The organism is Bradyrhizobium sp. R2.2-H, assembly GCF_004346455.1.
GTDB lineage: Bacteria > Pseudomonadota > Alphaproteobacteria > Rhizobiales > Xanthobacteraceae > Bradyrhizobium > Bradyrhizobium diversitatis.
The window spans coordinates 63,728-88,432 of the sequence record NZ_SMBR01000002.1; the positions used below are offsets into that span (position 1 = coordinate 63,728).

General features: G+C 63.2%; 22 protein-coding genes. All 22 read left to right on the top strand.

The window, feature by feature from the left end; translation table 11 throughout:
* The first annotated feature begins 199 nt into the window (after nt 1-199).
* Nucleotides 200-4,324, top strand: coding sequence for a DNA-directed RNA polymerase subunit beta (gene rpoB, locus EDE08_RS04380; RefSeq protein ID WP_131867575.1), 4,125 nt, complete (start codon nt 200-202; stop codon nt 4,322-4,324).
* 128 nt (nt 4,325-4,452) lie between these two features.
* Nucleotides 4,453-8,649 (top strand): DNA-directed RNA polymerase subunit beta', encoded by a 4,197-nt coding sequence (rpoC, locus tag EDE08_RS04385; protein WP_131867577.1) that lies wholly within the window; start codon nt 4,453-4,455, stop codon nt 8,647-8,649.
* Between the two features lie 191 nt (nt 8,650-8,840).
* Nucleotides 8,841-10,895, top strand: a complete 2,055-nt coding sequence (locus tag EDE08_RS04390; RefSeq protein ID WP_131867580.1) for an FAD-dependent oxidoreductase — start codon at nt 8,841-8,843, stop codon at nt 10,893-10,895.
* A 131-nt stretch (nt 10,896-11,026) separates the two neighbouring features.
* Nucleotides 11,027-13,024, top strand: coding sequence for an ABC transporter ATP-binding protein (locus EDE08_RS04395; protein ID WP_131867582.1), 1,998 nt, complete (start codon nt 11,027-11,029; stop codon nt 13,022-13,024).
* 848 nt (nt 13,025-13,872) lie between these two features.
* Complete coding sequence (rpsL, locus tag EDE08_RS04400; RefSeq protein ID WP_007603006.1) at nt 13,873-14,244, top strand: 30S ribosomal protein S12; 372 nt, start codon at nt 13,873-13,875, stop codon at nt 14,242-14,244.
* 15 nt (nt 14,245-14,259) lie between these two features.
* Nucleotides 14,260-14,730 (top strand): 30S ribosomal protein S7, encoded by a 471-nt coding sequence (rpsG, locus tag EDE08_RS04405; RefSeq protein WP_018647239.1) that lies wholly within the window; start codon nt 14,260-14,262, stop codon nt 14,728-14,730.
* A 33-nt stretch (nt 14,731-14,763) separates the two neighbouring features.
* A complete protein-coding gene (gene fusA, locus EDE08_RS04410; protein ID WP_131867584.1) occupies nt 14,764-16,836 on the top strand; it encodes an elongation factor G in 2,073 nt (690 codons plus the stop codon).
* 40 nt (nt 16,837-16,876) lie between these two features.
* A complete protein-coding gene (tuf, locus tag EDE08_RS04415; RefSeq protein WP_028177965.1) occupies nt 16,877-18,067 on the top strand; it encodes an elongation factor Tu in 1,191 nt (396 codons plus the stop codon).
* A gap of 83 nt (nt 18,068-18,150) precedes the next feature.
* The gene (gene rpsJ, locus EDE08_RS04420) at nt 18,151-18,459 is read left to right on the top strand and encodes a 30S ribosomal protein S10 (protein WP_002712302.1); all 309 of its coding nucleotides are present in this window, start codon (nt 18,151-18,153) and stop codon (nt 18,457-18,459) included.
* Between the two features lie 98 nt (nt 18,460-18,557).
* Nucleotides 18,558-19,271, top strand: coding sequence for a 50S ribosomal protein L3 (gene rplC, locus EDE08_RS04425; protein WP_025036993.1), 714 nt, complete (start codon nt 18,558-18,560; stop codon nt 19,269-19,271).
* 1 nt (nt 19,272) lies between these two features.
* Nucleotides 19,273-19,893 carry a 50S ribosomal protein L4 gene (gene rplD / locus EDE08_RS04430; protein ID WP_018647243.1) on the top strand — a complete coding sequence of 207 codons (621 nt, stop codon included), beginning with the start codon at nt 19,273-19,275 and terminating at the stop codon, nt 19,891-19,893.
* A complete protein-coding gene (locus tag EDE08_RS04435) occupies nt 19,890-20,192 on the top strand; it encodes a 50S ribosomal protein L23 (protein WP_131867586.1) in 303 nt (100 codons plus the stop codon). The genes rplD and EDE08_RS04435 overlap by 4 nt, the downstream gene beginning before the upstream one ends.
* A gap of 12 nt (nt 20,193-20,204) precedes the next feature.
* Nucleotides 20,205-21,038 carry a 50S ribosomal protein L2 gene (gene rplB, locus EDE08_RS04440; RefSeq protein WP_091957434.1) on the top strand — a complete coding sequence of 278 codons (834 nt, stop codon included), beginning with the start codon at nt 20,205-20,207 and terminating at the stop codon, nt 21,036-21,038.
* 12 nt (nt 21,039-21,050) lie between these two features.
* A complete protein-coding gene (rpsS, locus tag EDE08_RS04445) occupies nt 21,051-21,329 on the top strand; it encodes a 30S ribosomal protein S19 (protein WP_008136357.1) in 279 nt (92 codons plus the stop codon).
* Between the two features lie 10 nt (nt 21,330-21,339).
* Entirely contained in the window at nt 21,340-21,723 is a 384-nt protein-coding gene (gene rplV / locus EDE08_RS04450) for a 50S ribosomal protein L22 (RefSeq protein WP_131867589.1), read from the top strand.
* Between the two features lie 17 nt (nt 21,724-21,740).
* Nucleotides 21,741-22,466: a 30S ribosomal protein S3 gene (gene rpsC / locus EDE08_RS04455; protein WP_061876881.1), complete on the top strand. Its 726-nt coding sequence runs from the start codon at nt 21,741-21,743 to the stop codon at nt 22,464-22,466.
* Nucleotides 22,467-22,496: 30 nt separating this feature from the next.
* A complete protein-coding gene (rplP, locus tag EDE08_RS04460; RefSeq protein WP_008136349.1) occupies nt 22,497-22,910 on the top strand; it encodes a 50S ribosomal protein L16 in 414 nt (137 codons plus the stop codon).
* A gap of 5 nt (nt 22,911-22,915) precedes the next feature.
* Nucleotides 22,916-23,122: a 50S ribosomal protein L29 gene (rpmC, locus tag EDE08_RS04465; RefSeq protein WP_011088144.1), complete on the top strand. Its 207-nt coding sequence runs from the start codon at nt 22,916-22,918 to the stop codon at nt 23,120-23,122.
* A gap of 13 nt (nt 23,123-23,135) precedes the next feature.
* Nucleotides 23,136-23,384, top strand: coding sequence for a 30S ribosomal protein S17 (gene rpsQ / locus EDE08_RS04470; RefSeq protein WP_028177969.1), 249 nt, complete (start codon nt 23,136-23,138; stop codon nt 23,382-23,384).
* A gap of 84 nt (nt 23,385-23,468) precedes the next feature.
* Nucleotides 23,469-23,837, top strand: a complete 369-nt coding sequence (gene rplN, locus EDE08_RS04475) for a 50S ribosomal protein L14 (protein WP_007603030.1) — start codon at nt 23,469-23,471, stop codon at nt 23,835-23,837.
* Nucleotides 23,837-24,151 (top strand): 50S ribosomal protein L24, encoded by a 315-nt coding sequence (rplX, locus tag EDE08_RS04480; RefSeq protein ID WP_131867591.1) that lies wholly within the window; start codon nt 23,837-23,839, stop codon nt 24,149-24,151. Before rplN ends, rplX begins: the two co-directional genes overlap by 1 nt.
* On the top strand, nt 24,144-24,701 hold the full coding sequence (rplE, locus tag EDE08_RS04485; RefSeq protein ID WP_018647250.1) for a 50S ribosomal protein L5: 558 nt from the start codon (nt 24,144-24,146) through the stop codon (nt 24,699-24,701). The genes rplX and rplE overlap by 8 nt, the downstream gene beginning before the upstream one ends.
* The last annotated feature ends 4 nt before the right edge of the window (nt 24,702-24,705 follow it).

Genomic DNA, 24,705 nt, shown 5'->3' on the forward strand with positions numbered 1-24,705 from the left:
ATCGTTGTGACGGGCGGGTGCGCTCTTGCGCCCCGCGCGTCGTTTTGCGTTTTGAAGGTCTGAAGAACAGATTCAGGACATTTAAGCCTGAAGCTGCGTCTCTGGCCCCAAAGCGGGTTCGAAAATTCAACCCGGAGAGCGGTGGCAGCCGCGTTCCGGACGGCGCGCCCAGAGCGGGCGACGAAAATGAGAGGCCACGATGGCGCAGCAGACATTCACCGGTCGCAAACGTGTTCGCAAGTTCTTCGGACACATCAAGGAAGTCGCCGAGATGCCGAACCTCATCGAGGTTCAGAAGGCGTCCTATGACCAGTTCCTGATGGTCGACGAACCCCCGGGCGGCCGTCTCGACGAGGGTCTGCAGGCGGTGTTCCGCTCGGTGTTTCCGATCTCCGACTTTTCGGGCACATCGATGCTGGAATTCGTCCGCTACGAGTTCGAGCAGCCCAAATACGATGTCGACGAGTGCCGCCAGCGCGGCATGACCTTCGCTGCGCCCCTCAAGGTGACGCTGCGCCTCATCGTGTTCGATATCGACGAGGAAACCGGCGCGAAGTCGGTGAAGGACATCAAGGAGCAGGACGTCTACATGGGCGACATCCCGCTCATGACGATGAACGGCACCTTCATCGTCAACGGCACCGAGCGCGTCATCGTCTCGCAGATGCACCGTTCGCCCGGCGTGTTCTTCGACCACGACAAGGGCAAGACCCATTCCTCGGGCAAGCTGCTGTTCGCCGCCCGCGTCATCCCGTATCGCGGCTCCTGGCTCGACATCGAGTTCGACGCCAAGGACATCGTCTATGCGCGTATCGACCGTCGCCGCAAGATTCCGGTGACGTCGCTGATGTTCGCCCTCGGCCTCGACGGCGAGGCGATCCTGTCCACATTCTACAAGAAGATTCTCTATAAGCGGACCAAGGAAGGCTGGCGCGTTCCGTTCGACGCCAATCGTTTCCGCGGCTACTCGACCGTCAACGACCTGATCGACGCCGATACCGGTAAGGTCGTGCTTGAGGCCGGCAAGAAGCTCACCGTCCGCGCCGCCCGCCAGCTCCAGGAAAAGGGGCTGAAGGCGCTGCGCATGGCCGACGAGGAGCTGGTCGGCAACTACGTCGCCGAGGATCTCGTCAACCCGAAGACCGGTGAGATCCACGCCGAGGCCGGTGAGGAAATCACCGACAAGCTGATGAAGTCGCTCAACGAGCAGGGCTACAAGGAGCTGCCGCTGCTCGACATCGACCACGTCAATGTCGGCCCCTACATCCGCAACACGCTGTCGGCCGACAAGAACATGACGCGCGAGGATGCGCTGTTCGACATCTACCGCGTGATGCGTCCGGGCGAGCCGCCGACGCTGGAATCGGCGCAGGCCATGTTCCAGTCGCTGTTCTTCGACGCCGAGCGCTACGACCTGTCCGCGGTCGGCCGCGTCAAGATGAACATGCGCCTCGACCTCGATGCGCCGGACACCCAGCGTACGCTGCGCAAGGAAGACATTCTCTCCGTCATCAAGACGCTGGTGGATCTGCGCGACGGCAAGGGCGAGATCGACGACATCGACCATCTCGGCAACCGCCGTGTGCGTTCGGTCGGCGAGCTCATGGAGAACCAGTACCGCATCGGCCTCCTGCGCATGGAGCGCGCGATCAAGGAGCGCATGTCCTCGGTCGACATCGACACGGTCATGCCGCAGGACCTGATCAACGCCAAGCCGGCGGCCGCCGCCGTGCGCGAGTTCTTCGGCTCCTCGCAGCTCTCGCAGTTCATGGACCAGACCAACCCGCTGTCGGAGATCACCCACAAGCGCCGCCTGTCGGCGCTCGGACCGGGCGGTCTGACCCGCGAGCGCGCCGGCTTCGAGGTGCGCGACGTGCATCCGACACATTATGGCCGCATCTGCCCGATCGAGACGCCGGAAGGTCCGAACATCGGCCTGATCAACTCGCTCGCGACCTTCGCGCGCGTGAACAAGTACGGCTTCGTCGAGACGCCGTACCGCAAGGTCAAGGACGGCCGCGTCACCGACGAGGTGGTGTACCTGTCGGCGATGGAAGAAGGGCGCTATTCGGTGGCCCAGGCCAACGTGCCGGTCGACGCCAAGGGCCGCTTCACCGAAGACCTCGTGGTCTGCCGCTCGAGCGGGACCCGCGACGTCGTGCCGATGACGCCCGACAAGGTCGACTACATGGACGTGTCGCCGAAGCAGCTCGTTTCGGTCGCCGCGGCGCTGATCCCGTTCCTCGAGAACGACGACGCCAACCGCGCGCTGATGGGTTCGAACATGCAGCGCCAGGCGGTGCCGCTGGTTCGCGCCGAGGCGCCGTTCGTCGGCACCGGCATGGAGGGCGTGGTTGCCCGTGACTCGGGTGCCGCGATCGCGGCACGCCGCTCGGGCGTGATCGACCAGATCGACGCCACCCGCGTCGTCATCCGCGCCACGGAAGATCTCGATCCCACCAAGTCGGGCGTCGATATCTATCGCCTCATGAAGTACCAGCGCTCCAACCAGTCGACCTGCATCAACCAGCGTCCGCTGGTGAAGGTCGGCGACATCGTCAAGAAGGGCGACATCATCGCTGACGGTCCGTCGACCGATCTCGGCGAACTCGCGCTCGGCCGCAACGTGCTGGTCGCGTTCATGCCGTGGAACGGCTACAACTTCGAAGACTCGATCCTGCTGTCGGAGCGGATCGTGAAGGAAGACGTCTTCACCTCGATCCATATCGAGGAGTTCGAGGTGATGGCCCGCGACACCAAGCTCGGACCTGAGGAAATCACCCGCGACATTCCGAACGTCTCGGAAGAAGCGCTGAAGAACCTCGACGAAGCCGGTATCGTCTACATCGGCGCGGAAGTGCGGGCCGGTGACATCCTGGTCGGCAAGATCACGCCGAAGGGCGAAAGCCCGATGACGCCGGAAGAGAAGCTCCTGCGCGCCATCTTCGGCGAGAAGGCCTCCGACGTCCGCGACACCTCGCTGCGCGTCCCCCCGGGCGTGCAAGGCACGATCGTCGAAGTGCGCGTGTTCAACCGTCACGGCGTCGACAAGGACGAGCGTGCGCTGGCGATCGAGCGGGAAGAGATCGAGCGCCTGGCCAAGGACCGCGACGACGAGCAGGCGATCCTGGACCGCAACGTCTACAACCGTCTTGCCGAGCTCCTCGAGGGGCGGCAGGGCATTGCGGGTCCGAAGGGCTTCAAGAAGGACACCAAGATCACCCGTGCGGTGCTCGAGGAGTACCCGAAGTCGCAGTGGTGGCTGTTCGCTTCGCCCAACGACAAGCTGATGGCCGAAATCGAGGCCATGCGGAAGCAGTACGACGAGTCGAAGAAGGGGCTGGAACAGCGCTTCCTCGACAAGGTCGAGAAGCTTCAGCGTGGTGACGAATTGCCGCCCGGCGTGATGAAGATGGTCAAGGTCTTCGTCGCGGTGAAGCGCAAGATCCAGCCCGGCGACAAGATGGCCGGCCGCCACGGCAACAAGGGCGTGGTGTCGAAGATCGTGCCGATCGAGGACATGCCGTTCCTCGAAGACGGCACGCATGCCGACATCGTGCTCAATCCGCTCGGCGTGCCCTCGCGCATGAACGTCGGACAGATCCTCGAGACCCATCTCGGCTGGGCCTGTGCCGGTCTCGGCAAGCGTATCGGCCAGACGGTCGATGCGTACCTGTCGAAGCAGGACATCAAGCCGCTGAAGGAAACCTTGAAGAAGGTCTACGGCGAGGACGAGACGATCAAGTCGCTCAACGACAACGAGCTGCTCGAACTCGGCCATAACCTCAGCCGCGGCGTGCCGATCGCGACGCCGGTGTTCGACGGTGCCAAGGAGACCGACATCGAGGAGATGCTGAAGCTTGCCGGTCTCGACGCGTCGGGTCAGTCGACCGTCTATGACGGCCGCACCGGCGATCCGTTCGATCGCAAGGTGACGGTGGGCTACATCTACATGCTCAAGCTGCACCATCTGGTCGACGACAAGATCCATGCGCGTTCGATCGGTCCGTATTCGCTCGTCACCCAGCAGCCGCTGGGCGGCAAGGCGCAGTTCGGCGGCCAGCGCTTCGGCGAAATGGAGGTGTGGGCGCTCGAGGCTTACGGCGCGGCGTACACGCTCCAGGAGATGCTGACGGTGAAGTCGGACGACGTCGCCGGCCGTACCAAGGTGTACGAGGCGATCGTGCGCGGCGACGACACGTTCGAGGCCGGTATTCCGGAATCGTTCAACGTGCTGGTCAAGGAAATGCGCTCGCTCGGCCTCAACGTCGACCTGCACAACTCCAAGATGGGACCGGCGCCGACGTCGGAGGCGGCCGAGTAATTCGACCTTTTATGCCCGGCCTTCGCGGCCGGGCATCGGCGCCCTTCCCGAGGCCTTGAGGGCAGGGCGCCTCGTTGAATGATTTTCGAATTTGCGGCCGGAGGCGACCGGCACGCGAGGAGAAGACGATGAACCAAGAAATTATGAATCTCTTCAATCCGACGACGCCGGCTCAGGTCTTCGACCAGATCCGGATCTCGATCGCGTCCCCAGAGAAGATTCTGTCCTGGTCCTACGGCGAGATCAAGAAGCCGGAGACCATCAACTACCGCACCTTCAAGCCCGAGCGCGACGGCCTGTTCTGCGCCCGCATCTTCGGGCCGATCAAGGACTACGAGTGCTTGTGCGGCAAGTACAAGCGCATGAAGTACAAGGGCATCATCTGCGAGAAGTGCTCGGTCGAGGTCACGCTTTCGCGCGTCCGGCGCGAGCGCATGGGCCATATCGAACTCGCAGCTCCCGTCGCCCACATCTGGTTCCTGAAGTCGCTGCCCTCGCGCATCGGCCTCCTGCTCGACATGACGCTGAAGGATCTCGAGCGGATCCTCTACTTCGAATATTACGTCGTGCTGGAGCCGGGCCTCACCGCGCTCAAGGACCGTCAGCTGCTGTCGGAAGACGAGTATCTGAAAGCGCAGGACGAGTACGGCCAGGATTCCTTCACCGCCATGATCGGCGCCGAAGCGATCCGCGAGCTGCTCAAGGGCATGGACCTCGAGAAGCTCGAGGCGTCCCTGCGTGTCGAGATGCAGGAGACCGACTCCGACATCAAGCACAAGAAGCTCGCCAAGCGCCTGAAGATCGTGGAAGCGTTCCGCCACTCCGGCAATAAGCCGGAATGGATGATCATGACCGTGGTGCCGGTGATCCCCCCGGACCTGCGTCCGCTGGTGCCGCTCGACGGCGGCCGCTTCGCGACCTCGGACCTCAACGACCTCTACCGCCGCGTCATCAACCGCAACAATCGCTTGAAGCGGCTGATGGAGCTGCGCGCGCCCGACATCATCATCCGCAACGAGAAGCGCATGCTTCAGGAAGCGGTCGACGCGCTGTTCGACAACGGCCGCCGCGGCCGCGTCATCACGGGTGCCAACAAGCGCCCGCTGAAGTCGCTCGCCGACATGCTCAAGGGCAAGCAGGGCCGCTTCCGTCAGAACCTGCTCGGCAAGCGCGTCGACTATTCGGGTCGTTCGGTGATCGTGGTCGGTCCCGAGCTGCGCCTGCATCAGTGCGGCCTGCCGAAGAAGATGGCGCTCGAGCTGTTCAAGCCGTTCATCTACTCGCGGCTTGACGCCAAGGGCCTGTCCACCACGGTGAAGCAGGCGAAGAAGCTGGTCGAGAAGGAGCGGCCCGAGGTCTGGGACATCCTGGACGAAGTGATCCGCGAGCATCCGGTGCTGCTCAACCGCGCACCGACGCTGCATCGCCTCGGCATCCAGGCGTTCGAGCCCGTGCTGATCGAGGGCAAGGCGATCCAGCTCCACCCGCTGGTCTGCTCCGCGTTCAACGCCGACTTCGACGGCGACCAGATGGCCGTGCACGTTCCGCTGTCGCTCGAAGCGCAGCTGGAAGCGCGCGTCCTGATGATGTCGACCAACAACATCCTGCATCCGGCGAACGGCCAGCCGATCATCGTGCCGTCGCAGGACATCGTGCTCGGTCTGTACTACGTCTCGATCATGCGCGAAGGCCTGCCCGGCGAGGGCAAGGTGTTCGGCGACATGGCCGAGCTCGAGCACGCGCTGCACGCGAAGGTCATCCACCTCCACACCAAGATCAAGTACCGGTGGGAAGGCATGGACGAGACCGGCAAGGTCTCCAGGCGCTGGATCGAGACCACCGCCGGCCGCGTCATGCTCGGCAATTTGCTGCCGAAGAACCCGCGGATCTCGTACGAGATCATCAACAAGCTGATGACCAAGCGCGAGATCTCCGGCGTCATCGACCAGGTCTACCGTCACTGCGGACAGAAGGAGACGGTGATCTTCTGCGACCGCATCATGGCGCTCGGCTTCTACAACGCGTTCAAGGCCGGCATCTCGTTCGGCAAGGACGATATGGTCGTGCCGCACGGCAAGTGGAAGATCGTCGACACCACCCGTACGCTGGCGAAGGATTTCGAGCAGCAGTACAATGACGGTCTGATCACGCATGGCGAGAAGTACAACAAGGTCGTCGACGCCTGGTCGAAGGCCACCGAAGAAATCGCCAAGGCGATGATGAAGGAGATCTCCGCCACCAAGAAGACGGCGAGCGGAGCCGACGCCGACATCAACTCGATCTACATGATGGCTCACTCCGGTGCCCGCGGTTCGCCGGCCCAGATGCGCCAGCTCGCCGGCATGCGCGGCCTGATGGCCAAGCCGTCGGGCGAGATCATCGAGACGCCGATCATCTCGAACTTCAAGGAAGGCCTCTCAGTGCTCGAGTACTTCAACTCGACCCACGGCGCCCGCAAGGGCCTCGCGGACACCGCGTTGAAGACCGCGAACTCCGGCTACCTGACGCGTCGTCTCGTCGACGTGGCGCAGGACTGCATCATCACGCAGAGCGACTGCGGCACCAAGCTCGGCATCAAGATGCGTGCCATCGTCGATGCCGGCACCGTGGTCGCTTCGCTCGGCTCGCGCATCCTCGGACGCACGGCCTGCGAAGACGTGCGTGACAGCTCGGGCAAGGTGATCATCAAGCGCGATACGCTGATGGAAGAGAGCCATCTGGAGGCCATTCAGCAGGGTGGCGTGCAGGAGGTGAAGATCCGCTCGGCGCTGACCTGCGAGCTCGTCAACGGGATCTGCGGCAAGTGCTACGGCCGCGACCTCGCCCGCGGCACGCCGGTCAACCACGGCGAAGCGGTCGGCGTCATCGCGGCGCAGTCGATCGGCGAGCCGGGCACCCAGCTCACCATGCGCACCTTCCACATCGGTGGTGCGGCGCAGCTCAACGAGCAGTCGTTCGTCGAAGCCAATTTCGACGGCAAGATCGTGATCCGGAACAAGGCCATCGCCCGCAACAGCGAAGGTCACCTGATCGCAATGGTGCGCAACATGGTTGTCGCGATCGTCGATGCCGACGGCACCGAGCGTGCGACGCACCGTATCCAGTACGGTTCGCGCCTGCACGTCGACGAAGGCGACATGGTCAAGCGCGGCCAGCGCATCGTCGAGTGGGATCCCTACACCCGTCCGCTGCTCACCGAAGTCGAAGGCACCATCGGCTTCGAGGATCTGGTCGAGGGGCAGTCGATCTCGGAAACGCTCGACGAAGCCACCGGTATCGCCAAGCGCGTGGTCATCGACTGGCGCTCGACGCGCGGCGGCGCGGACCTGCGTCCCGCCATCGTGGTGAAGGGCAAGGACGGCAAGGTGCTCAAACTCGCCCGTGGCGGCGATGCCCGATACATGCTGTCGGTCGATGCCATTCTCTCGGTCGACATCGGAGCCAAGGTACAGCCGGGCGACATCCTCGCCCGTGTCTCGACCGAAAGCGCCAAGACGCGTGACATCACCGGCGGTCTGCCGCGGGTGGCGGAACTGTTCGAGGCTCGGCGTCCGAAGGATGCGGCGATCATCGCCGAAATCGCGGGCACCATCCGGTTCGGGCGCGACTACAAGAACAAGCGTCGCATCTCGATCGAGCCGATGGACAAGACCGACGAGCCGCGCGAGTACCTGATCCCGAAGGGCAAGCACATCCACCTTCAGGACGGCGACGTCGTCGAAAAGGGCGACTTCATCGTGGAGGGCAATCCGGCACCGCACGACATCCTTGCGGTGAAGGGCATCGAGGAACTCGCGGCCTATCTGGTCAACGAGATCCAGGAGGTCTACCGGCTGCAGGGCGTGCTCATCAACGACAAGCACATCGAGGTGATTGTCCGTCAGATGCTCCAGAAGGTGGAAGTCACCGACCAGGGCGATACGGACATGATCTCCGGCGAGCAGGTCGACAAGATCGAGTTCGACGCGCTGAACGAGAAGGCCAAGGAAGAGGGCAAGAAGCCCGCCACGGGAACGCCGGTTCTGCTCGGCATCACCAAGGCGAGCCTCCAGACCCGGTCCTTCTTCTCGGCGGCATCGTTCCAGGAGACCACACGCGTCCTCACCGAGGCGGCGGTCAACGGCAAGATCGATCCGCTCGAGGGCCTCAAGGAGAACGTCATCGTCGGCCGGCTGATCCCGGCGGGCACCGGCGCCTCCATGGCCAAGATCCGCGAAGTCGCCATGAAGCGCGACAAGCTGATCCTGGACGAGCGCGAGAAGCAGGCGGCCGTCGTGTCGCCGGCACCGGAAGCCGAGCTTCCTGCGCTGCCGCCTGCGGAATGATGGTTCATCCGTAGGAATACCGAGGACAATGAAAAGGCCGGCTTTTGCCGGCCTTTTTGCTGCTTTCTTTGCTTGCTGCGATGCAGATCAGCCTTTGTTCATCTTTCCTTCAGCCGTAAAAGCGCTTCTGCTAGGAGAGCTTAGACCGGTGGTCCCGTGATGGGGGAGCGCCGGAGGACCACGGAACTCACATGCTTGATCTCGCAATCGTAGGCGGCGGCCCCGGCGGGCTGATGAGCGCCTGGTATCTGAAGCGTAAGCTCGGCGATCTCTGCCGCGTCACCATCTACGAGGCCTCCGACCGGCTTGGCGGCAAGATCGTCACGCGCAAATTCGATTCGGCGCCCGCGATGTACGAGGCCGGCGTTGCCGAGATCTACGACTACTCGATGACGGGCCCGGACCCGCTGCGCGAGCTGATCCAGCATTTCGGCCTCCAGACCATTCCGATGGACGCCGAGCAGATCCATTTCGGCGGCGAGCTCCTCAATGACGTGCCCGGCATGCGCCGCAAATACGGCGCCAAGACCGCGGCCGCGATCGAGGCATTTCGCGAGCGCTGCACCGAGATGATGTCGCCGATTGAATATTACGAGGGCGTCGGCGCGCACGACAACGAGAATCCCTGGGCTTACAAGACCGCCGAGCAGGTGCTCGACGAGGAGGTCGAGGACGAGACGGCAAAGCGTTTCTTCAAGGTCATGGCCCGCTCTGACATCGCGACCGAGAGCCACAACACCAACGGTCTCAACGCGCTCAAGAACTATTTGATGGATGTCGACGGCTATATCGGCCTGTATTCCATCCAGAACGGCAACGAGCAGCTGATCGAGTGCCTGCAGTCGGAGGTCAACGCCGACATCCAGCTCAATCACCGCGTGCTCACCGTCGGCAAGGCGCCGACCGGCCGCTATCAGCTCAAGATGATGAACGGCAAGGGACCGGAGACTCGCGACTTCGATCTCGTCCTGGTCTGCCTGCCGCATTCCTGGCTCGCCACCCTCAGCTGGGAGGGCGAGCAGCTGCGCAAGTCGATGGTCAAGCACGTCGCCTATTTCGATCGCCCCGCGCACTATCTGCGCGTCTCGATCCTGTTCGACGAGCCGTTCTGGGGCGAGAAGATTCCGGGCGCCTGGTTCATGTCGGAGGCTTTCGGCGGCTGCTGCGTCTACAACGAGGGCGCGCGCCACGACGTCGGCAAGCATGGCGTTCTGAACTGGCTCATTCCGGGCTCCGACGCGCTGGCTTTCGCCAATCTGTCGGACCAGGAACTGATCGATGTCGCCCTGAAATCGCTGCCGGCTTCTCTCGGCGATCCGCGTTCGCATTTCATGGAAGGCAAGATCCACCGCTGGCTCTCGTCGGTGAACGCGATTCCCGGCGGTCTGCCCGTGCGCGACGTGATGACCAACCACCGGCCCGAGCCGAAGGAGCATCCCGGCATCGTGGTGGTCGGCGATTATCTGTTCGACTCGACGCTGAACGGCCTGCTCGATTCTTCGGATGCGGCGACCGACATCATCCTGACCGAGATGATGCGCCTGCGCCGCGAGCGCGCACAAGACGACAAGCCGCTGTCGGACAAGATCGACCGCGATTATTTCGAGAATTATCGCGGCCTCGGTCCCTACCACGAGGCGTGGCGGCACTTCACCGACCCCGATTACCTCAGCAGGCTGATCGGGATCGTCTGGGGCAAGGTAACGGGCGCCAAGCTGCTGGTCGCGGGGTCCGCCAGCGGCGAACTGGTCGGCGCGCTGCGCGATCGCGGCATCGATGCGTGGGGAATCGAGAACAACCGCGCCATCCACGCCAAGACGCCGAAAGCGCTGAAGAAGTACAACAAGCTCGGCTCGATCACCGACATGCCGTTCAAGGACGGCACGTTCGACTTCGTGTTCGAGACCAGCCTCTGCCACGTTTCCCCGAAGCAGGTGACCCGTGCGATCCGCGAGCTCAACCGCGTGGTTAAGACCGGCCTCGTGTTCGGCTCGATCACCTCGGACATGGCGCCGGCGCTGATCGACCGCTACGACCTGCTGCGCGGAGTCAAGAAGCTCGGCACTTGGTGGGAGTGGTCCGAACTGTTCTTCGGCAACGGCTTCGACCTGTCGATGCACCGCAAGGATTGCACCGATGCGCTCTGGGAGGCGACACTCGCCGCCAACAAGGGGCCGGGGCAGTGGTACGCCGACGCCGACAGTTTGCGCTATTCCTTCTTCGATAAGGTCGAGGACGAGGACTAGCCGCGGGGCGCGGATTGATTGGCCAATTGTTTTGCCGAATTCATCTTGATCGCATAGAATCGGTGCAATAGCGGTTGCCGCTATTCCTGCATTCTCTGCGGTCATGCCGGCCGTCAGCATCGGTTGGTCTCATGGCGTCTAAGCCTCCTTCGCCCGACAAACAGAGGCTCGCCGCGGAAGAGGCGGCCGAGCTCGACGACAAGCTCGCCTCCGCTGCCAAGCCGGACCTCGAAGACGACGAGGACAGCGAAGACGAGGGGGACGACGAGCTGGAGCGCGACGAGGACGATGAGGACGAGGATCTCGTCGTCTTTACCGCGAGCGAAGCCGCCGGCGCGCTCGCGACCATCGTCGGGTTCGTCAGGCCCTATCTGACGAACTACAAGCGGATGCTGTCATTCGTGGCGTTCGGCGTCTTCGTGGAGACGCTGTTCAACGTCATCATGCCGCTAAGTCTCAAGTTCCTGATCGACGAAGCGCTCGGCGAGGAGGATTTCCAGGCGCTGTACAAGATCCTCGGCGTGCTTGCGGTCGCCGGCATCTTCACCTCGATCGTTGCCGTCTGGTACGAGCGCTGGGATGCGCGGCTCGCCGCCTGCATCATCTCCGACGTTCGCAAGCGCCTGTTCGAGCACGTCCAAGACCTGCCGGCGGCTTATTTCGGCCGCACCAGGCGCGGCGAGATCCTGTCGCGCTTCTCGGTCGACCTCTCGGCCTTTGAAGGCTCGGTCAAGACCTTTGCCAACAGTGCCGCGCTGCCGTTCCTGGAACTGGTTGCCGGCATCATCCTGATGCTGTTCCTGAACTGGCAGCTCGCCGTCGTCGCGCTGCTGGTGTTTCCGATCACGCTGATCGGCCCGCGGATCCTGACGTCCAAGGCGGTGCAGGCCAACTACGAGCAGAAGCTCAACGAGTCGGCGCTGCTCGGCATGGTGCAGGAGAACGTGGCCGCCCAGGCCGTGATCAAGGCGTTCAGCCTGCAACGCAAGATGTTCGGCTTCTTCACCTTGCGCAACGACGAGACCCGCAACAAGATCGCCTCGGCCGCGTTCCTCTCGACCATGGTGGAGCGGACGGTCACCATCTCGGTGCTCCTCCTGCACCTCGTGGTGCTCGCGATCGGCGCGTATCTCGCGACCAAGGGCCAGATCACCATCGGCACCTTCGTCACCTTCGAGAGCGCGTTCTGGGAGGTTTCCTACAACATCGCTCACGTGATGCATTTCATCCCGGTGTCGATCTCCTCGGCCGCCGCGATCCGCCACATGCAGGAACTGCTCGACGAGCCGACCCGGAGCGCCGATCGTCCCGGCGCGCCCGATCTGCCGCGTATCACCAACGACATCACTTTCGATCACGTCACCTTTCGGTATGAGGGCAGTCAGACGCCGGTGCTGGACAATCTCAGCCTCAAGCTCAATGCCGGCAAGCGCATCGCGATCGTCGGTCCGAGCGGCTCCGGCAAGAGCACGCTGCTCAACCTGATCCTGCGGCTCTACCTGCCAGACGAAGGCCGCGTCACCATCGACGGCGTCGACGTTCGCAAGGTGACGCTGGATTCGCTGCGCCGGAGCATGGCGGTGGTGTTCCAGGAGAACATGCTGTTCAACATGTCGATCCGTGAGAACATCCGGCTCGGCAAGGAGGGGGCGACCGACGCGGAGGTGGAGGACGCCGCCAAGAAGGCCGAGATCCACCGCTACATCATGAGCCTGCCGCAGCGATACGACACGCCAGTCGGCGAGCGCGGGGACACGCTGTCTGGCGGCCAGCGCCAGCGCGTCGCAATCGCACGCGCAATCATCCGCAACCCGTCGGTATTGCTCCTGGACGAGGCCACGTCGGCACTCGACCAGACCACGGAAGCCGCGATCAACCGGACGCTGCTCAAGATCGCCAAGGGCCGCACCATGATCTGGTCGACTCACCGCCTGACCTCGGTGGTCGAGATGGACGAGATCATCGTGATTTCAGGGGGCAGGGCGATCGAGCGCGGCTCCCACGCCGAATTGCTCGCCAAGAACGGCACCTATCGCAAGCTGTGGAGCGACCAGATCCATCAGCCGCATGGCGCGCCGGTTCACGACGGCGACAGAAGCGACGACGATGACGATGACGAAGAGGAGTGATCGTGGCCGGAGACTGCAGCTCCGGCTCGGTGATTCCCGGACGCAAATCGTTCGGCCGGAGCGGGGCCGCTGATTCTTGGTTTCTTAGGTTGGCCGCAGCAACTCCCGCCGATTGATCCACGCTGCCGGGAGATCGCTGCGCGACCGGGTGTCAGGGCAGGCGATTGCCCTGGATCTCCGCCGCAGAAGGCGGATTTGTTCATAAGCCGGGACAAGAGCTTCGTTTTGGTAATAAAAGTATATTTAATCCGGGTATAATGTCGCCGGAGCTGACTGCGCGGTCCTTCGTTCCCCGATCGGGCTGGCGCGGTGAGGGCGCCGAAGAGGCTTGTTCTGCAGGCGCATGAAGCGCTTTCTGACTGTCGTTTCGCCTTGACTAGACCGATTCTCGCCTATAGAAAGCGCCTCACTTAACGACAGGCGGTGAGCATCGCCAGCGTCGGAACGGGCCACCCGTTGATCCCAAAGGACCAAGTCCACGAGGGATCGTGCAAGGCGGGCACCAACCTCGACGAATGCCGCTCAAACGCTGTCGATCATAGCTAGGCAATGCCAGTGCGACTTTAGTTCTCTTGAGCAAGTTCTCTTGAGATCGAATTCGGATGCATGACCTCAGTGCGCGGGCCGCGGCTTTACGCCGAATGGCCTTATCACTGCGGTCCTCTGTGGCGTCGAAGCGCTTTCCGCTCGGTGATGGAGTGGTTGGCGCAATTTCGCTTTGTGCGGATTGTTCGCATGCGGCGGCCTCGTCGGGCGGGTGGCTCGAAAGAATTTGCGGTTCCGGCAACGGGCCGCGGCAAGACAGCGGACCCGGAAGGGGCCGCGGCAGAACAAAGGGTAAGGCCAGGATGCCGACGATCAACCAGCTGATCGCTCAACCGCGTGAAGTGCAGAAGTCGCGCAAGAAGGTGCCGGCGCTGCAGCAGTCGCCGCAGAAGCGTGGTGTTTGCACCCGCGTCTACACCACGACCCCGAAGAAGCCGAACTCGGCGCTTCGTAAGGTCGCCAAGGTGCGTCTGACCAACGGCTTCGAGGTGATCGGCTACATCCCCGGCGAGGGCCATAACCTTCAGGAACACTCGGTGGTCATGATCCGCGGCGGCCGCGTCAAGGACTTGCCGGGCGTGCGCTACCACATCCTCCGCGGCGTTCTGGATACCCAGGGCGTCAAGAACCGTAAGCAGCGTCGTTCGAAGTACGGCGCCAAGCGTCCGAAGTAAGCGGGAACCAGGTCCATGTCTCGTCGCCATTCTGCTGAAAAGCGTGAAGTCCTTCCCGATCCGAAGTTCGGGAATATCATCGTCACGAAGTTCATGAACTCGGTGATGTACGCCGGCAAGAAGTCGGTCGCCGAAGGTATCGTCTACGGCGCGTTCGGCATCATCGAAAGCAAGACCAAGCAGAACCCGCTCGGCGTGTTCGAGCAGGCGCTCGAGAACGTCATGCCGACCATCGAGGTCCGCTCCCGCCGCGTCGGCGGCGCGACCTACCAGGTTCCGGTCGAGGTTCGCTCGACCCGCCGCCAGGCCCTCGGCATTCGCTGGCTGATCGCGGCCGCGCGCGAGCGCAACGAGAAGACGATGACCGAACGGCTCTCGGCGGAGCTCTTGGACGCATCGAACAATCGCGGGAACGCCGTCAAGAAGCGCGAAGACGTGCACCGTATGGCGGAAGCCAACCGCGCCTTCTCGCATTATCGCTGGTAACGGCGCCACACTCGGACTCGCAAGGAACGACCCATGCCACGCCAACATGCCATCGAGGATTACCGTAACTTCGGTATCATGGCGCATATCGACGCCGGCAAGACCACGACGACCGAGCGCATCCTCTATTACACCGGCAAGAGCCACAAGATCGGCGAAGTGCACGAAGGTGCCGCGACGATGGACTGGATGGAGCAGGAGCAGGAGCGTGGCATCACGATCACTTCGGCTGCCACAACCGCGTTCTGGAACGGCAAGCGCCTGAACATCATCGATACGCCTGGCCACGTCGACTTCACCATCGAGGTCGAGCGCAGCTTGCGCGTGCTCGACGGCGCCGTCTGCGTGCTCGACTCAAACCAGGGCGTCGAGCCCCAGACCGAGACCGTCTGGCGCCAGGGCGACAAGTACAAGGTTCCGCGCATCGTCTTCGCCAACAAGATGGACAAGATCGGTGCGGACTTCTTCAAGTGTCTGGCGGACATCGTCGACCGTCTGGGCGCCAAGCCCGTCGCGATCCAGCTTCCGATCGGTGCCGAGAACAACTTCAAGGGTCTCGTCGATCTCGTGAAGATGAAGGGCGTCGTCTGGAACGATGAATCGCTCGGCGCCAAGTTCGACTACGTCGACATTCCGGAAGACCTCGTCGATCAGGCCAAGGAATATCGCGAGAAGATGGTGGAAGCGGCGGTCGAGCTCGACGACGACGCCATGGCCGCCTATCTCGACGGCAAGGAGCCGGACGAGGCGACGCTGAAGCGGCTGATCCGCAAGGCGGTGTTGACTGGCGCGTTCTATCCCGTGCTGTGTGGCTCGGCCTTCAAGAACAAGGGCGTGCAGCCGCTGCTCGACGCCGTCGTCGATTATCTGCCGTCGCCGCTCGACGTGCCTGCGATCAAGGGCACCGACGACAAGGGCAACGAAGTCGTGCGCAAGGCGGACGACAAGGAACCGCTGGCGCTGCTCGCGTTCAAGATCATGGACGACCCGTTCGTCGGCACCATCACTTTCTGCCGCATCTATTCCGGCATTCTGCAGAGCGGCACCGGCGTCGTGAACTCGACCCGCGAGAAGAAGGAGCGCATCGGGCGCATGCTCCTGATGCATGCGAACAACCGCGAGGACATTAAGGAGGCCTATGCGGGCGACATCGTCGCGCTGGCGGGCCTGAAGGAAGCGCGCACCGGTGATACGCTGTGCGATCCCGACAAGCAGGTGATCCTGGAGAAGATGGAATTCCCCGAGCCGGTCATCGAGATCGCGATCGAGCCGAAGTCCAAGGCCGACCAGGAGAAGCTGGGCGTGGCGCTGGCCAAGCTGGCCGCGGAGGATCCGTCGTTCCGCGTGTCGACCGACCACGAGTCCGGCCAGACCATCCTCAAGGGCATGGGCGAACTCCATCTCGACATCAAGGTCGACATCCTCAAGCGTACCTACAAGGTCGACGCCAACATCGGCGCGCCGCAGGTGGCCTTCCGTGAGCGCGTCACCAAGCGGGTGGAGCACAGCTACACCCACAAGAAGCAGACCGGCGGTACCGGCCAGTTCGCGGCCGTGTCGTTCATCGTCGAGCCGAACGAGCCCGGCAAGGGCTACGAGTTCGAGTCGAAGATCGTCGGCGGCGCGGTGCCGAAGGAATACATTCCCGGCGTCGAGAAGGGCCTGGAGAGCGTGCTGTCGTCCGGCGTGGTCGCGGGCTTCCCCGTGGTCGACGTCAAGGTGCAGCTCGTCGACGGCAAGTATCACGACGTCGACTCGTCGGCGCTCGCCTTCGAAATCGCCTCGCGCGCCTGCTTCCGCGAAGCGCTGCAGATGGGCAAGTCCGTCCTGCTCGAGCCGATCATGAAGGTCGAAGTGGTGACGCCGGAAGACTACACCGGCTCGGTCATCGGCGACCTGAATTCGCGGCGCGGTCAGATCCAGGGTCAGGACATGCGCGGCAACGCCAACGTCATCAATGCGATGGTGCCGCTCATGAACATGTTCGGTTACGTGAACAACCTGCGCTCGATGAGCCAGGGTCGCGCGACCTTCACCATGCAGTTCGACCACTACGCAGAAGCGCCGGCCAACGTGTCGGCAGAAGTCCAGAAGAAGTTTGCCTGATTGTCGTCGGTCTCAAGCTGACGATTGAACGGAGAGTCAAATGGCCAAAGCAAAGTTTGAACGTAACAAGCCGCACTGCAACATCGGCACCATCGGTCACGTCGACCATGGCAAGACGTCGCTGACCGCGGCGATCACCAAGATCCTCGCCGAGACCGGCGGTGCGACGTTCACCGCGTACGACCAGATCGACAAGGCGCCGGAAGAGAAGGCTCGCGGCATCACCATCTCGACCGCGCACGTCGAGTACGAGACGCAGAACCGCCACTACGCCCACGTCGACTGCCCCGGCCACGCCGACTACGTCAAGAACATGATCACCGGCGCCGCCCAGATGGACGGTGCGATCCTGGTCGTGTCGGCCGCTGACGGCCCGATGCCGCAGACCCGCGAGCACATCCTGCTCGCCCGCCAGGTCGGCGTCCCCGCGCTCGTCGTGTTCCTCAACAAGTGCGACATGGTCGACGATCCCGAGCTGCTCGAGCTCGTCGAGCTCGAGGTCCGCGAACTGCTCTCGAAGTACGAATTCCCGGGCGACAAGATCCCGATCATCAAGGGTTCGGCGCTCGCCGCTCTCGAAGACTCCGACAAGAAGCTCGGCCACGACGCCATCCTCGAGCTGATGCGCAACGTCGACGAGTACATCCCGCAGCCGGAGCGTCCGATCGACCAGCCGTTCCTGATGCCGGTTGAAGATGTGTTCTCGATCTCGGGCCGCGGTACCGTGGTGACCGGCCGTGTCGAGCGCGGCGTCGTCAAGGTCGGCGAGGAAATCGAGATCGTCGGTCTCCGCGCCACCCAGAAGACCACCGTCACCGGCGTTGAAATGTTCCGCAAGCTGCTCGATCAGGGCCAGGCCGGCGACAACATCGGCGCGCTGCTCCGCGGCACCAAGCGCGAGGACGTCGAGCGCGGCCAGGTTCTGGCCAAGCCCGGTTCGGTCAAGCCGCACACCAAGTTCAAGGCTGAGGCCTACATCCTCACCAAGGAAGAGGGCGGCCGCCACACTCCGTTCTTCACCAACTACCGTCCGCAGTTCTACTTCCGCACCACCGACGTGACCGGTGTCGTGCACCTGCCGGAAGGCACTGAGATGGTGATGCCGGGCGACAACATTGCGATGGAAGTGCACCTGATCGTGCCGATCGCGATGGAAGAGAAGCTCCGCTTCGCGATCCGCGAAGGTGGCCGCACCGTCGGCGCCGGCGTCGTCGCCTCGATCATCGAGTAACAAGCGAATAGGGAATGGTGAGTGGCGAATAGGGGATTCTATTCGCTACTCGCTACTCGCCACTCACTAGAGAAAGCACGGCAATGAACGGCCAAAACATTCGTATCCGTCTCAAGGCGTTCGACCATCGTATCCTCGATACGTCGACCCGTGAGATCGTGAACACGGCGAAGCGCACCGGCGCGCAGGTCCGCGGACCCATTCCGCTGCCCACCCGCATTGAGAAGTTCACCGTCAACCGTTCGCCCCACGTGGACAAGAAGAGCCGCGAACAGTTCGAGATGCGCACCCACAAGCGCCTGCTCGACATCGTCGATCCGACCCCGCAGACCGTCGATGCTTTGATGAAGCTCGACCTGGCCGCCGGTGTCGACGTCGAGATCAAGCTCTGAGCAAGACCCCGAGGAGTGGGCACCGGTTCTCGGACCGGGACTTGCTCACTACGAAGATTAGCTAGTCCGCAAGGACAGAAAGAACAGGAAGCAAGCCGATGCGCTCCGGAGTGATCGCACAAAAGGTCGGGATGACGCGGGTCTTCACGGAGGCCGGCGAACATATCCCCGTGACCGTGCTGAAGCTCGGCAATTGCCAGGTCGTAGGCCACCGCACCGAAGAGAAGAACGGTTACGTCGCGCTCCAGCTCGGTTCGGGCAGCCGCAAGACCGTTTACATGCCGAAGGCCGAGCGCGGCCAGTTCGCGGTCGCCAAGGTCGAGCCGAAGCGCCGGGTCGAGGAATTCCGCGTCACCGCGGACGCCATGATCCCGGTCGGCGCCGAGATCCAGGCCGACCACTTCGTCGTCGGCCAGTTCGTCGATGTCACCGGCACCTCGGTCGGTAAGGGCTTCGCCGGCGGCATGAAGCGCTGGAACTTCGGCGGTCTGCGCGCCACGCACGGTGTGTCGATCTCGCACCGCTCGATCGGTTCGACCGGTGGCCGTCAGGACCCCGGCAAGACCTGGAAGAACAAAAAGATGCCCGGCCACATGGGTGTCGACCGCATCACCACGCTCAACCTTCGCGTCGTCCAGACCGATGTCGAGCGCGGCCTGATCCTCGTCGAAGGCGCCGTTCCCGGCTCCAAGGGCGGCTGGATCCGCGTGCGCGACGCCGTCAAGAAGCCGCTGCCGAAGGAAGCTCCGAAGCCCGGCAAGTTCAAGGTTGCTGGCGATGCGGAAGCCGCTCCGGCTGCTCAGGAGGCGTGAGATGGAATTGAAGGTCACCACCCTCGAAGGTAAGGAAGCGGGCTCCGTCCAGCTCTCCGACGCCATTTTTGGCCTCGAGCCGCGCGAGGACATCATCGCGCGCTGCGTGCAGTGGCAGCTCAACAAGCGTCAGGCCGGCACGCACAAGGCCAAGGGTCGCGCCGAAATCTGGCGCACCGGTAAGAAGATGTACAAGCAGAAGGGCACCGGCGGTGCTCGTCACGGCTCGGCCCGCGTGCCGCAGTTCCGTGGCGGCGGCCGTGCCTTCGGTCCGGTGGTGCGTTCGCACGCCACCGACCTGCCGAAGAAGGTCCGCGCGCTCGCCCTCAAGCATGCGCTCTCGGCCAAGGCCAAGGACGGCGATCTCGTCGTGATCGAGAAGGCCGCGCTGGAAGCCGCCAAGACCAAGGCGCTGCTCGGTCACTTCTCGGGTCTGGGCTTGACCAACGCGCTGATCATCGACGGCGCCGAGCTCAACAACGGCTTCGCCGCTGCGGCCCGCAACATCCCGAACATGGACGTGCTGCCGATCCAGGGCATCAACGTCTATGACATCCTGCGCCGTCAGAAGCTCGTTCTGACCAAGGCCGCCATCGATGCGCTGGAGGCGCGCTTCAAATGACGAAGAACATCGAGCCTCGCCACTACGACGTGATCCTCTCGCCGGTCGTGACTGAAAAGGCGACGATTGCCTCGGAGCACAACAAGGTGCTGTTCAAGGTGGCCGCGAAGGCGACCAAGCCGCAGATCAAGGAAGCGGTCGAGAAGCTGTTCGACGTCAAGGTCAAGAGCGTCAACACGCTGGTCCGCAAGGGCAAGACCAAGATCTTCCGCGGCAATCTCGGCTCGCAGTCGAACTCCAAGCGCGCGATCGTGACCCTCGAAGAGGGTCATCGGATCGACGTGACCACCGGTCTGTAAGGTCGTACGACGATGGCACTGAAGACATTCAATCCCACGACGCCCGGCCAGCGCCAGCTGGTCATGGTCGATCGTTCGGCCCTGTACAAGGGCAAGCCGGTCAAGGCGCTCACCGAAGGCAAGCACTCCTCGGGCGGTCGCAACAGTACCGGTCGCATCACCGTGCGCTTCCGTGGCGGCGGTCACAAGCGGACGCTGCGCACCGTCGATTTCAAGCGTGAGAAGATCGACGTTCCCGCGACCGTCGAGCGGCTGGAATACGATCCGAACCGCAGCGGCTTCATCGCGCTGATCAAGTATCAGGATGGCGAGCAGGCCTACATCCTGGCGCCGCAGCGCCTCGCCGTGGGTGACACCATCATCGCCGGCAACTACGTCGACGTGAAGCCGGGCAACGTCATGCCGCTCGGCAACATGCCGGTCGGCACGATCATCCACAACATCGAGCTCAAGATCGGGAAGGGCGGCCAGCTCGCCCGGTCCGCCGGCACCTACGCCCAGCTCGTCGGCCGCGACCAGGACTACGTCATCATCCGCCTGAATTCGGGCGAGCAGCGCCTGGTTCACGGCCGCTGCCGCGGCACGATCGGCGCGGTGTCGAACCCGGATCACATGAACACCTCGATCGGCAAGGCCGGTCGCAACCGTTGGCTGGGCCGCAAGCCGCATAACCGTGGTGTTTCGATGAACCCGATCGACCATCCGCACGGCGGTGGTGAAGGTCGTACCTCGGGCGGCCGTCACCCGGTCACGCCGTGGGGCAAGCCGACCAAGGGCAAGAAGACCCGCACCAACAAGTCGACCAACAAATTCATTCTCCTAAGCCGCCACAAGCGGAAGAAGTAAGGAACGCCGGACATGGTTCGTTCAGTCTGGAAAGGCCCGTTCGTCGAGGGTTCTCTGCTCAAGAAGGCAGATGCCGCGCGCGCGTCCGGCCGTCACGACGTCATCAAGATCTGGAGCCGTCGCTCGACGATCCTGCCGCAGTTCGTCGGCCTGACCTTCGGCGTCTACAACGGTCAGAAGCACGTGCCGGTGGCCGTCAACGAGGAAATGGTCGGTCACAAGTTCGGCGAGTTCTCGCCGACCCGGACCTTCCATGGCCACTCCGGCGACAAGAAAGCCAAGAAGGCTTGAGGATTAAACGATGAGCAAACCTAAGCGCGAACGGAGCCTCGCCGAGAACGAGGCCAAGGCGGTCGCCCGGATGCTGCGGGTGAGCCCGCAGAAGCTCAACCTGGTCGCCCAGCTCATTCGCGGCCGGAAGGCGTCTGCCGCGCTCGCCGACCTGCAGTTTTCGCGCAAGCGGATCGCGGTCGACGTCAAGAAGTGCCTGGAATCGGCGATCGCCAATGCCGAGAACAACCACGACCTCGACGTCGACGATCTCGTCGTGGCGCAGGCCTTTGTCGGCAACGGCCTCGTGATGAAGCGCTTCGCCGCCCGCGGCCGTGGCCGCTCGGGCCGTGTCTACAAACCGTTTTCGCAGCTGACGATCATCGTTCGTCAGGTCGAAGCTGAAGCCGCTTAAGGGCGCAGGAGAACACGATGGGTCAAAAGATCAATCCGATCGGTCTGCGTCTCGGCATCAACCGGACCTGGGATTCCCGCTGGTTCGCCGGCAAGCAGGAATACGGCAAGCTGTTGCACGAGGACGTCAAGATCCGCGAGATCCTGCACAAGGAGCTCAAGCAGGCGGCCGTCGCCCGCATCGTGATCGAGCGTCCGCACAAGAAGTGCCGCGTCACCATCCACTCGGCCCGTCCGGGCGTGGTGATCGGCAAGAAGGGCGCTGACATCGACAAGCTGCGCAAGAAGGTCGCGGACATCACGTCGTCCGACGTCGTCATCAACATCGTCGAGATCCGCAAACCGGAACTCGACGCGACGCTGGTGGCCGAGTCGATCGCGCAGCAGCTGGAGCGCCGCGTGGCGTTCCGCCGCGCCATGAAGCGCGCCGTGCAGTCGGCGATGCGTCTCGGCGCGGAAGGCATCCGCATCAACTGCTCGGGACGTCTGGGCGGCGCGGAAATCGCGCGCATGGAGTGGTATCGCGAAGGTCGCGTGCCGCTGCACACGCTGCGCGCCGACATCGACTACGGCGTTGCGACCGCGTTCACGACCTTCGGCACCTGCGGCGTCAAGGTCTGGATCTTCAAGGGCGAGATCCTCGAGCACGATCCGATGGCCCAGGACAAGAGAATGGCCGAAGGCGAGACCGGCGGCAGTGGCGATCGCGGTGGCCGTCAGCGCCGCGAGACGGCCGCTGCCTAAGGCCAGACAGGAATTTGAGGGCTCAAAGCCATGATGCAACCTAAGAAAACGAAGTTCCGGAAAGCGCATAAGGGCCGCATCCACGGCGTTGCGTCTTCGGGCGCGACGTTGGCGTTCGGCCAGTTCGGCCTGAAGGCGACCGAGCCTGAGCGCGTCACCGCGCGCCAGATCGAAGCCGCCCGTCGGGCGCTGACCCGTCACATGAAGCGCGCCGGCCGCGTCTGGATCCGCGTGTTCCCCGACGTTCCGGTGTCCAAGAAGCCCGCCGAAGTCCGCATGGGTTCCGGCAAGGGTTCGCCGGAATTGTGGGTCGCGCGCGTCAAGCCGGGCCGGGTGCTGTTCGAGATCGACGGCGTCAACACCCAGACCGCGCGTGAAGCGCTGACCCTGGCGGCAGCCAAGCTGCCGATCAAGACGCGCTTCGTCGAGCGCATTGCGGAGTAATGGCCATGGCCCAGATGAAGATCGAAGACATCCGCGCGATGAGCCCCGACCAGCAGGATGACGCCATCCTGAACCTGAAGAAGGAGCGCTTCAATCTGCGCTTCCAGCGCGCTACCGGGCAGCTCGAGAACACCTCGCGCCTGCGCGAGGCCCGCCGTGACATCGCCCGGATCAAGACCGTCGCCGCGCAGACGCGCGCCAAGAAGAAGTAAGAGGCTTACGAAGATGCCGAAACGTACTTTGCAGGGCGTGGTCGTCAGCGACAAGCAAGCCAAGACCATTGTGGTGCGTGTCGATCGCCGCTTCACGCATCCGATCTACAAGAAGACCATCCGCCGGTCGAAGAACTACCATGCGCACGACGAGAGCAACGAGTTCAAGCCGGGCGACATGGTGTGGATCGAGGAAACGAAGCCGATTTCGAAGTTGAAGCGCTGGGTCGTGATCCGGGGCGAACACAAGAAAAGCGCCTGATCTGTTGGCTCTAGCCGACTGACTTCAGGGAAATGTTGAGCGCCGGCTGGGCTGGCGCAAAGAGAAAGAGGACGAGGTGCATCAATGATTCAGATGCAGACCAACCTCGACGTGGCCGACAATTCTGGCGCACGCCGTGTCATGTGTATCAAGGTGCTTGGGGGCTCCAAGCGGCGCTACGCCACGATCGGCGACATAATCGTCGTGTCGATCAAGGAAGCGATTCCGCGTGGCAAGGTGAAGAAGGGCGACGTGATGAAGGCCGTCGTGGTGCGCGTCCGCAAGGACATCCGCCGCGCCGACGGTTCGGTCATCCGCTTCGACCGCAACGCCGCCGTGCTGATCAACAACCAGTCCGAGCCGGTCGGCACCCGTATCTTCGGGCCCGTGCCGCGCGAGCTGCGCGCCAAGAACCACATGAAGATCATCTCGCTCGCGCCGGAGGTGCTGTGATGGCTGCGAAGATCCGCAAGGGCGACAAGGTCGTCGTGCTGACCGGCCGTGACAAGGGCCGCACCGGCGAAGTGTTCGAGGTGCGCCCCGACGCCGGTACCGCGCTCGTGCGCGGCATCAACGTGGTCAAGCGTCACCAGAAGCAGACGCAGGCCCAGGAGGGCGGCATCGTCTCGAAAGAGGCGCCGATCCAACTGTCCAACATCGCGTATGTCGGCAAGGATGGAAAGCCGACCCGCATCGGATTCAAGATTCTGGCGGACGGCAAGAAGGTCCGCATCGCCAAGAGCTCGGGAGCTGAGATCGATGGCTGAGGCCGCTTACACCCCGCGCCTGCGCGCGGAATATGATGCGAAGATCCGCACGGCTCTGACCGAGAAGTTCGGTTATGAGAACGTGATGCAGGTCCCGCGCCTGGACAAGGTCGTGCTGAACATGGGCGTTGGCGATTCCGTCAACGACCGCAAGAAGGCCGAGACCGCCGCTGCCGAGCTGACCCAGATCGCTGGCCAGAAGGCGATCGTGACCTATTCGCGTATCGCGATCGCGACCTTCAAGCTGCGTGAGAACCAGCCGATCGGCTGCAAGGTCACGCTGCGCAAGGCTCGCATGTACGAGTTCATCGATCGCCTGGTGACGGTCGCGCTGCCGCGCGTCCGCGACTTCCGCGGCCTGAACCCGAAGAGCTTCGACGGCCGCGGCAACTACTCGCTCGGCATCAAGGAACACATCATTTTCCCCGAGATCGACTTCGACAAGGTCACGGAAGCCCGCGGTATGGACATCACTGTCTGCACCACGGCCAAGACCGACGAAGAGGCGAGGGCCTTGTTGACCGCTTTCAATTTCCCGTTCCGGCAGTGAGACG